The sequence below is a fragment of the Streptomyces sp. NPDC002809 genome, assembly GCF_040295435.1.
Taxonomy (GTDB): domain Bacteria; phylum Actinomycetota; class Actinomycetes; order Streptomycetales; family Streptomycetaceae; genus Streptomyces.
Map to the genome: position 1 here is coordinate 1 of NZ_JBEOVJ010000149.1, position 8,298 is coordinate 8,298.

Genomic DNA, 8,298 nt, shown 5'->3' on the forward strand with positions numbered 1-8,298 from the left:
GGCCCCGCCACCCGCGGTCCGGGGTTACCGGGCCCGTCCGTCTGCCGTCGTTACGCGGCCAGCTTCGCCAGCGCCGCGTCGATGCGGGCGATCGTCTTCTCGCGGCCCAGGATCTCCAGGGACTCGAAGAGCGGCAGGCCGATCGTGCGGCCGGTGACGGCGACGCGGACCGGGGCCTGCGCCTTGCCGAGCTTCAGGCCGTGCTCCTCACCGGCGGCGAGGATGGCGTTCTTCAGGTCGTCCGCGTTCCACTCGGCGGCGATCAGCTTGGCGCGGGCCGTCACGAGCAGGGCGTCGGAGCCCTCCTTCATCGCCTTGGTCCAGGACGCCTCGTCGGTCGCCGGCTCGTCGAGGAACAGGAAGTCGACGTTGGCCGTGATCTCGGAGAGCACCGTGACCCGGGTCTGGGCGTGCGGGGCGATCGAGGCGAACACGTCCGCGTCGAAGGCCTCCGGGGCCCAGGGGGCGAACGGAGCCTTCAGCCAGGGGCCGCAGGCCTCGGTGAAGGTCTTCACATCGAGCCGGCGGATGTGCTCGGCGTTGATGTGCTCGCACTTCTTGAGGTCGAAGCGGGCCGGGTTGGCGTTGACGTCCTTGATGTCGAACGCGGCGACCATCTCGTCGATGTCGAAGATGTCCCGGTCCTCGGCGATCGACCAGCCGAGCAGCGAGAGGTAGTTGAGCAGCCCCTCGCGCAGGAAGCCGCGCTCGCGGTAGAGGTTGAGCGAGGCCTGCGGGTCGCGCTTGGAGAGCTTCTTGTTGCCCTCGCCCATGACGTACGGCAGGTGACCGAACGCCGGGGTCTGCTTGGCGATGCCCAGCTCGGTGAGCGCCGCGTACAGCGCGATCTGGCGCGGGGTGGAGGAGAGCAGGTCCTCACCGCGCAGGACGTGGGTGATCTCCATCAGCGCGTCGTCGACCGGGTTGACCAGCGTGTAGAGCGGGGCGCCGTTGGCGCGGACGATGCCGTAGTCCGGCACGTTCTCCGGCTGGACGGTGATGTCGCCGCGGACCAGGTCGGTGAAGGTGAGGGCCTCGTCGGGCATCCGGAAGCGGACGATGGACGTGCGGCCCTCGGCCTCGTACGCGGCCTTCTGCTCCGCGCTCAGGTCGCGGCAGTGACCGTCGTAGCCGGACGGCTTGCCGGCGGCGCGGGCCGCGTCGCGGCGGGCGTCGAGCTCCTCGGTGGTGCAGTAGCAGTGGTACGCGTGGCCGGCGGCGAGGAGCTTCTCGGCGACGTCCTTGTAGATGTCCATGCGCTGCGACTGGCGGTACGGGGCGTGCGGGCCGCCGACCTCGGGGCCCTCGTCCCAGTCGAGGCCGAGCCAGCGCATCGCGTCGAGGAGCTGGTCGTACGACTCCTCGGAGTCGCGCGCCGCGTCGGTGTCCTCGATGCGGAAGACCAGGGTGCCCTGGTGGTGCCGGGCGAAGGCCCAGTTGAAGAGAGCTGTCCGGACCAGGCCCACGTGGGGGTTGCCGGTCGGGGAGGGACAGAAACGTACGCGGACTGCTGCGTTAACCACGCTTGATCACCTTGTTGGTGAGAGTGCCGATGCCTTCGATGGTGACGGCGACCTCGTCGCCGACATGCAGGGGTCCGACCCCTGCGGGAGTCCCGGTGAGGATCACATCGCCCGGGAGGAGCGTCATCGCTTCCGTGATGTGGACGACCAGGTCCTCGATGGAGCGGATCATCTCGCTCGTCCGGCCCAGCTGGCGTTGCTCGCCGTTGACCGTGGCCTGGATGGCGATGTCGCTGGGGTCGAGGTCCGTCTCCACCCAGGGGCCCAGCGGGCAGGAGGTGTCGAAGCCCTTGGCCCTGGCCCACTGCTTCTCGCGCTTCTGGGCGTCGCGGGCGGTCACGTCGTTGGCGCAGGTGTAGCCGAAGATGACGTCCTTGACCCGCTCCCGCGGCACCTCGCGGCACATCCGGCCGATGACCACGGCCAGCTCGGCCTCGTGGTGCAGCTCGTTGGAGAAGGAGGGGTACTCGATGGCGTCGCCGGAGCCGATCACCGAGGTGGTGGGCTTGAAGAAGGCGACGGGGACGTCGGGGACCTCGTTGCCGAGTTCCGCGGCGTGCTCCGCGTAGTTGCGGCCGATGGCCACGACCTTGTTGGGGAGCACGGGCGGCAGCAGCCGGACCTTGCTCAGCGGGACCTTGGTCCCGGAGAGCTCGAAGTCGGCGTACGGGATGCCCTTGATGATGTCGAGGACGAGACCATCGGGCCCGTCGCCCTCGACGGCGCCGAAGGCGACATTGCCGTCGATGGAGAACCTGGCGATGCGCACGGGAAGCTGTCGCCCCTCACTTGCTGGGTAGCTGAAGACTGACGCTCCAGGCTAGCGCCTCGCCCAGTGGGGTTTGCCCCGGAAGGAGCGTCGTCCGGCGCGTGCCGTCGCAAGGCGCCCGAGCGGCCTCGGACGGCTCCTCCCCCTGCCCGAACGGAGCCGGGAGCCCGGGGAAGGAACCACGTCGGCGTTCGGCGACGCCGCGAGCGCGCGTGCCGGCCACGCGACGGGGCGGACCTCGCCGGGCGAGCCGCCGGCGCGGGTGAGGGGCCGGGCCGTGCGGTACTACTCCGCGGCGGTGGCGGCGGGGGCGACCATGAGGATCGTGCGGCGAGGGTTGGCCGTCTGCGTCGGCAGGTCGACTGCGTGCTCCGGCCGCTCCGGCGTCTGCAGCGCTTCGGCGTCCTTGAGGTGCGCCAGCGTGGTGCGCCGGGGGTTGGCAATGTTGCGGAACATCATCGTCGTCTTCATCTGCCGTACGGACCCTGTCGGTAGGGGCGCCACCCGGAGGGGCGCCGGTTGTCGGTTCTGCCGTCCCTGTAAAGCGCCAGGCTAAACATCCGATTCCCTCCAGGAGCCCGGATGAGACGGCGATCATCCTGTGAGTTTGCTCACGAAGCGGCCGACAATTCCACCAATTCGGGCTACAAGTGCGGGCAGAAGAAACGGACATTGCACCATTGAATGATCCATTCCGCTCCTGATCATGTCGACTGGGACACGAGTCACCCTCACCTGCTTCACCCGCAATCGTCCGTTATGTCACCGAACGGTCTCCACGGCTTGTTACCCCGCCATCACAACGTGTCACCCAGGTCACAGCCCGGTACCTGGCCCTTGTTGGAGATCCGCCACTGTGCTGGAATTCCACGCACCGCCGCGGTTTCAAGCCGGCGCGCAGGGGCGCAACGCAGCGCCGAGTGGCGGCGGGAAGGGGAAGAGCGCCGGTCACTCACGACCACCATGGGGCGGAACAACGCCCCACGACGCCGACACCGTTCCTTCCGTCCATGACGGGGGAGAACGCCTGGTCCAGAGGTTGCGACGCTAGTGCAGGGACGTTTCAAGAGGGATGGCAGCGCTGCGGCGGAACAGGAGCCGCGCGGCGGGACCGACCGCGGTTCCTCGCCCCAGCACGCCCAGAACCCCGGACCGGCCGCGGCCGGCGACAACAACGACCGCTCCCAGCGCCCCGGCGCGGCGGCGGGCGGCGGGTCCGACCCGGCCTCCGCGCTCAAGCCGCGCGGCCCGGTCAACACGGGATCACGCGTAGCTCTTCGCAACTGGCGCATCAGCACGCGTCTGGTCTCCCTGCTCGCCCTCCCCGTGGTCGCCGCGACCACGCTGGGTGGTCTCCGTATCAACGACTCCATGAACGACATCCAGCAGCTGGAGCACATGCAGCTGCTGACCAAGATGACGAAGCAGGCGACCTCGCTGGCCCAGGCGCTCCAGGAGGAGCGCGACCGGTCGGCAGGCCCGCTGTCCAACGGGGTCCCCGCGGACGACTTCAAGGTCACGGAGCCGCGGAAGAAGACCGACCGGGCGAAGAAGTCGTTCCTCACCGCGACGAGCGACCTCGGCGACACCACCGGTGACGAGGCCCTGGAGAGCATCCACTCCAGCGTCCAGCAGATCGCCTCGCAGCTCGGCTCCATCCGCGACATCCGCAAGCAGGCGTATGCCAAGGACAGTCCGAGTCTCCAGACCGTCGACGCCTACAGCCAGCTGATCACCTCGCTGCTGAGCCTCTCCCAGGACATGGCGCAGGCGACCAGCAGCCCGGAGATGATCAAGCGGACCCGCGCCCTGGCGGCCTTCTCCTCCGCCAAGGAGTACGCGTCGGTCCAGCGCGCGATCATCGCCGCCGCGCTGCCGGGCGGCAACGACAAGCAGCCGCACCTCGACCGCAACGACCAGCAGTTCGGTCTGGCCGCTCAGCGCAAGGAGGACGCGGCCCGCCGCTCCTTCGAGGCGATCTACACGACCACGGGCAAGAGCGCCGACGAGCTGACCTCCACGCTCGACGAGGGCCAGCCCGAGATCAAGGCGGCCGACACCTACGCCAAGAAGGTGCTCGACAACGCGAACGGCATGAGCGGCCCGGGCGTGCGCCGCTCGTACATGGACTGGTACGACCAGGACTCCACCAAGATCCAGGCCATGAAGCAGATCGAGGAGACGCTCCTCAGCGACATGGAGGGCAAGGCGCGCGAGCTGCGCGACGAGTCGCAGCGCGAAGCGATCATCTCCGGTGCGCTCATCCTGCTCGTGCTCGGCGTCTCGCTGGTCGGCGCCTTCGTCGTCGCCCGGTCCATGATCCGCTCGCTGCGACGGCTGCAGGACACCGCGACGCGCGTCGCCCAGGACCGGCTGCCCGAGCTCGTCAAGCAGCTCTCCGAGGCCGACCCGCAGGACGTGGACACCTCGGTCGAATCGGTCGGTGTGCACTCCCGCGACGAGATCGGCAAGGTGGCCGCGGCCTTCGACGACGTGCACCGCGAGGCCGTCCGCCTCGCCGCCGAGCAGGCCCTCCTCCGGGGCAACGTCAACGCGATGTTCACCAACCTCTCGCGCCGTTCGCAGGGCCTCATCCAGCGTCAGCTCTCGCTCATCTCCGAGCTGGAGTCGCGCGAGGCCGACCCGGACCAGCTGTCCTCCCTCTTCAAGCTCGACCACCTCGCGACCCGTATGCGTCGTAACGGTGAGAACCTCCTCGTCCTCGCGGGCGAGGAGCCGGGCCGCCGGTGGACCCGTCCCGTGCCGCTGGTCGACGTGCTCCGTGCCGCCGCCTCCGAGGTGGAGCAGTACGAGCGCATCGAACTGGCCGCGGTGCCCGCCACCGAGGTCGCCGGCCGGGTCGTCAACGACCTCGTGCACCTCCTCGCCGAGCTGCTGGAGAACGCCACGTCGTTCTCCTCGCCGCAGACGAAGGTCCGGGTCACCGGTCACGCGCTGCCCGACGGCCGGGTGCTCGTCGAGATCCACGACACGGGCATCGGCCTCTCCCCCGAGGACCTGGCGGCGATCAACGAGCGGCTCGCCTCGCCGCCCACCGTGGACGTCTCGGTCTCCCGCCGCATGGGTCTGTTCGTGGTCGGCCGGCTGTCCCTGCGTCACGGCATCCGAATCCAGCTGCGCCCCTCCGACTCGGGTGGTACGACCGCACTGGTCATGCTCCCGGTCGACGTCGCGCACGGCGGCAAGCAGCCGGTTCCGAAGCAGGCCCCGGGTCAGCAGTCCCCCGCTCCGGGCGGTCTGCTCGCCGGCGGCAACGGCGGCGCCCCCGGCGGGCTCCTGGCCGGCGGCAACGCGCCCCGTACCGGTCTCGACGCCGCTCCGTCGGCCCCGGGCGGCCGGCTCCCCGCAGGTCCGGGTGCCACGCGGGGCCAGGTCGGCGCGGGCTCCGGTCCGCGGGCGGCGCTGCCGGCCCGCGACGGCTCAGGCCGCGGCCAGAACCAGCAGGGTCCGGGCCAGCCCGGCAGCCAGCAGAACTCCGGCTTCCAGAACACCGGGCTCTCCGGCACCGGTCCGCAGGGCCGGCAGCCGGACTCCTCGCGCCAGGAGCCGCCGCGTCAGGGCGGCGGGCTCTCCGGTGCCTTCGGCGGCGGTGCCCGGCTGGGCGCCCGCGGCCAGGGCGACGGCCGTACCGACTCGGGCCAGCCCAGTCTGTTCGACCAGAAGCGTCCGGAGCAGAACGGTCCCGGCAGGCACTCCCCGCAATCCCGGCAGAATCAGGGTGGCGGCTTCCAGCAGCCCGGTGGGCCCGGTCAGAACGACCGTCAGCTGCCGCCGGTCGGCGGTCCGCGCGCGGAGCTGCCGGGTGGCAACCCCCAGCCGCAGCGCCCGCAGACCACCAGCTGGGGCAGCAACGAGGATGCGGCCGCGCCGCGGCACTCCCCGCTCGACGCACCCCGCGGTCATGAGGAGCCCGAGTCCACCGGCCAGTTCCAGCGGCCGCTGAACCCGCCTCCGCTCAGCCCGCGTCCGCCGATGAACAGCCAGCAGGGTCCCGGCTCGACCGCCGAGTTCGCCCGCCCGGACTTCTCGGCACCGGCTCCGCAGCAGCCGCCCGCGCCGCAGACGCCGGACCCGGCGAGCACCGCGCAGTTCGCCCGCCCGGACTTCGGCCAGCCCGCACAGGCTCAGGGTCAGCCCGCGCCCCGCCAGCGTGACCGCGACAACGGGGACTTCGGTGCCCCGCGTCCGCCCGTCCCGCCGGCTCCGGGCGGGGAATACCGGCCGGTCCTGCCGCAGCAGCAGCAGCAGCAGCCCGAGGCGCTGCCGCCGGCCGGTCCCGGCGACGGCCGCACCCCGCTTTACGACACGCTGGAGACGAACTGGTTCCACGGTCCGCAGCAGGGTGGCCAGCAGCCGCCCGCAGCGCCGCAGGCACCCGGATTCCCCCAGCAGCCCGCCGAGGAGCGTCCCGCTCCCGCCGCACCGCTCCGCGGTGCCGGTGACACCAGCGGCACCACAAGTTCCTGGCGCGCCTCACCGAACGACGAACTCGTCCGGCAGGCGGAGCGGGTGAAGAAGCCCGCAGCAGGCGGAATTACCACGTCCGGTCTGCCGCGCCGGGTCCCGCGTGCCAATCTGGTGCCGGGTACCGCCCAGCAGCAGAACCATCAGTCCGGTCCCCAGGTGTCGCGTGCGCCCGATGATGTGCGCGGGCGGCTGACCAATCTCCGCCGGGGCATCCAGCAGGGACGTCAGGCCAACAACGGCCCGTCGACCGGCAGTTTCCCACTCGGCCCCACTCACCAGCAGGAGCGTTAGTTGAGCCCGATGAGTCAGGCCGCGCAGAATCTGAACTGGTTGATCACCAACTTCGTGGACAACACCCCTGGGGTGTCGCACACGGTGGTGGTCTCCGCAGACGGCCTGCTGCTGGCGATGTCCGAAGGTTTCCCGCGCGACCGTGCGGACCAGCTGGCGGCTGTCGCCTCCGGTCTGACCTCGCTGACCGCGGGTGCCTCCCGGATCTTCGAGGGCGGCGCCGTCAGCCAGACCGTGGTGGAGATGGAACGCGGATTCCTCTTCCTGATGTCCATCTCGGACGGCTCCTCACTGGCCGTACTGGCCCATCCGGACGCCGACATCGGTCTGGTCGGCTACGAAATGGCTCTGCTGGTGGACCGGGCGGGCACCGTCCTGACCCCGGACCTCCGCGCCGAGCTCCAGGGCAGCCTGCTCCACTAGGCGGCCGTGAATCGGTGACACAGACGATTAGCCCAGGTACCGCACTCATCTCTCGCCCGTCCGGCCGCTTACAGCCCCCCACCGGCCCCTTCAGACGGCAAGTCGACGCCCTGCTGTCACGCCCGGAGGATTCATGACCCCGCCACCCGCCTCACCCGATCCGTACGGCGCGTTGAACCGCGCGTCGTACGAAGGTGAAGGCGACCAGCCGCTGGTTCGTCCGTACGCCATGACAGGCGGCCGGACCCGACCGCGCTACCAACTCGCGATAGAGGCGCTGGTCAGCACCACGGCCGACCCGGCGCATCTGGGGACCCTGCTCCCCGAGCACCAGCGGATCTGCCACCTCTGCCGTGAGGTCAAGTCGGTGGCGGAGGTGTCGGCCCTGCTGTCGATGCCGCTCGGTGTGGCCCGGATTCTCGTCGCGGACCTGGCGGAAGCCGGCATGGTGGCCATCCACCAGCCGGGCAACGGAGAGGCCGGCGGCGCGCCGGATGTGACACTGCTCGAAAGGGTGCTCAGTGGACTTCGCAAGCTCTAGTGGCGGTGCAGCCCGGGCCACCACCTCGGCGAAGATCGTGGTGGCGGGCGGATTCGGCGTGGGTAAGACCACGTTTGTCGGTGCCGTTTCGGAGATCAATCCGCTGCGCACCGAAGCCGTGATGACGTCCGCCTCCGCGGGCATCGACGACCTGACGCACACCGGCGGCAAGACCACCACGACGGTGGCCATGGACTTCGGCCGCATCACCCTGGACCAGGACCTGATCCTGTACCTCTTCGGTACACCCGGACAGGACCGCT

Annotated in this window: 7 protein-coding genes; 4 read left to right on the forward strand and 3 right to left on the reverse strand. The window is 70.4% G+C overall.

All coding sequences use genetic code 11. The annotated features are described in order from the left end of the window. Nucleotides 1-50 precede the first annotated feature (50 nt). From gltX to ABT025_RS38850, 3 genes are all read right to left on the reverse strand, one after another. Nucleotides 51-1,523 (reverse strand): glutamate--tRNA ligase, encoded by a 1,473-nt coding sequence (gene gltX / locus ABT025_RS38840; protein WP_351003474.1) that lies wholly within the window; start codon nucleotides 1,521-1,523, stop codon nucleotides 51-53. Beyond that, entirely contained in the window at nucleotides 1,516-2,292 is a 777-nt protein-coding gene (locus ABT025_RS38845) for a fumarylacetoacetate hydrolase family protein (RefSeq protein WP_351003476.1), read from the reverse strand. Before ABT025_RS38845 ends, gltX begins: the two co-directional genes overlap by 8 nt. Nucleotides 2,293-2,577: 285 nt before the next feature. After that, nucleotides 2,578-2,763, reverse strand: a complete 186-nt coding sequence (locus tag ABT025_RS38850; protein WP_351003478.1) for a hypothetical protein — start codon at nucleotides 2,761-2,763, stop codon at nucleotides 2,578-2,580. 579 nt (nucleotides 2,764-3,342) lie between these two features. On the opposite strand from ABT025_RS38850, the gene ABT025_RS38855 reads away from it, so the two are divergent. From ABT025_RS38855 to ABT025_RS38870, 4 genes are all read left to right on the forward strand, one after another. After that, on the forward strand, nucleotides 3,343-7,071 hold the full coding sequence (locus ABT025_RS38855) for a nitrate- and nitrite sensing domain-containing protein (protein ID WP_351003480.1): 3,729 nt from the start codon (nucleotides 3,343-3,345) through the stop codon (nucleotides 7,069-7,071). 9 nt (nucleotides 7,072-7,080) lie between these two features. Beyond that, nucleotides 7,081-7,494 (forward strand): roadblock/LC7 domain-containing protein, encoded by a 414-nt coding sequence (locus ABT025_RS38860; protein WP_006127850.1) that lies wholly within the window; start codon nucleotides 7,081-7,083, stop codon nucleotides 7,492-7,494. Nucleotides 7,495-7,627: 133 nt separating this feature from the next. After that, the gene (locus ABT025_RS38865) at nucleotides 7,628-8,035 is read left to right on the forward strand and encodes a DUF742 domain-containing protein (protein ID WP_148021032.1); all 408 of its coding nucleotides are present in this window, start codon (nucleotides 7,628-7,630) and stop codon (nucleotides 8,033-8,035) included. After that, nucleotides 8,016-8,298: GTP-binding protein (locus ABT025_RS38870; RefSeq protein WP_351003482.1), on the forward strand; the 283-nt coding region annotated here is incomplete at its 3' end. The genes ABT025_RS38865 and ABT025_RS38870, both read left to right, overlap by 20 nt.

What these genes read in the sequence shown, in the direction of transcription:
- ABT025_RS38850 (WP_351003478.1), bottom strand. Translation starts at nt 2,763, where the DNA reads ATGAAGACGACGATGATGTTCCGCAACATTGCCAACCCCCGGCGCACC.
- ABT025_RS38860 (WP_006127850.1), top strand. Translation starts at nt 7,081, where the DNA reads ATGAGTCAGGCCGCGCAGAATCTGAACTGGTTGATCACCAACTTCGTG.
- ABT025_RS38865 (WP_148021032.1), top strand. Translation starts at nt 7,628, where the DNA reads ATGACCCCGCCACCCGCCTCACCCGATCCGTACGGCGCGTTGAACCGC.